Source organism: Dorea sp. OM07-5, assembly GCF_003481355.1.
Classification (GTDB): domain Bacteria; phylum Bacillota; class Clostridia; order Lachnospirales; family Lachnospiraceae; genus Dorea_D; species Dorea_D hominis.
On record NZ_QUKZ01000051.1, the window covers coordinates 1 to 1113 of the forward strand.

Genomic DNA, 1113 nt, shown 5'->3' on the forward strand with positions numbered 1-1113 from the left:
GAGACCATCTCGCTGGGAGAAAAGAATCAAAAGGATGGAGCGGAAATCATAAAAGAGCGGGAGCAAAGAGCAGAAGCAAAACAGAGAAAGAAACGCAAGGGAAGGAGTGATGCCTTTGATTAAAACCTTAAGTCAGGCACTTCGGATGGATAAGGAACGCTTCAAAGTTCCGAAATCAGTCCAACAGGCAATTCCCATCCAGCGAATCTGGCCGGATGGAATTTTTCAACAGGGAACGAAATTCTCAAAAACATATCGTTTTACAGATATCAACTATTATATTGCGAGTAAGGACAATAAGACAGAAATGTTTCTGGATTATTCCGAACTCTTAAATTCACTGGATTCCGGCATTTCTGCCAAAATTACCATCAATAACCGGAGAATCAATAAAGAAGAATTTGAAAAATCAATCCTGCTTCCAATGAAGGAAGATGGACTGGACCACTATCGGGAAGAATACAACGAAATGCTCCTGTCTAAGATTACAGGAACAAACAACAGCATCTATCAGGAACGGTATCTGACTGTCAGTGTACATAAAAGATCGATTGACGATGCAAGAACCTATTTTGCACGTATCGGAACAGACATCGTAACACATCTGGCAAAGTTATCGTCCACAGCAGAAGGACTGGACGCAGAGAGCCGGCTCCAGATTTTCAGGGACTTCTTCAAGGGAGATGTCCCACAGGCATTTCCGTTTGATCTGAAACAATTTGCCAAGAAGGGAACAAGTTTCAAGGACTGGATGTGTCCGGATTCTATGGAATTTGAACGTGACCATTTTAAAATCGGTGACAGGTACGGAAGAGTCCTGTATATGCAGGATTATGCAAGTTATGTTAAAGATGACATGATTTCAGAACTGTGTGACTTCAGCCGGAATCTGATATTGTCGATTGATATCCTGCCAGTCCCTACGGATGAAGCGGTAAGGGAAATCCAGAACCGACTGCTTGGTGTGGAAACCAACGTGACCAACTGGCAGAGAAGGCAGAACGCTAATAATAACTTCTCGGCAATCGTACCATACGATATGGAACTTCAGAGAAAAGAAACCAAGGAAATGCTCGATGATCTGACAACCAGAGACCAGCGTATGATGTTCGG

Annotated in this window: 1 protein-coding gene; it reads left to right on the forward strand. The window is 42.9% G+C overall.

Going from position 1 to position 1113, the window contains the following annotated elements; genetic code table 11:
* Positions 1-115 precede the first annotated feature (115 nt).
* The coding region (locus tag DXC04_RS15365) for a VirB4-like conjugal transfer ATPase, CD1110 family (protein ID WP_442873200.1) at positions 116-1113 on the forward strand (998 nt) is incomplete at its 3' end.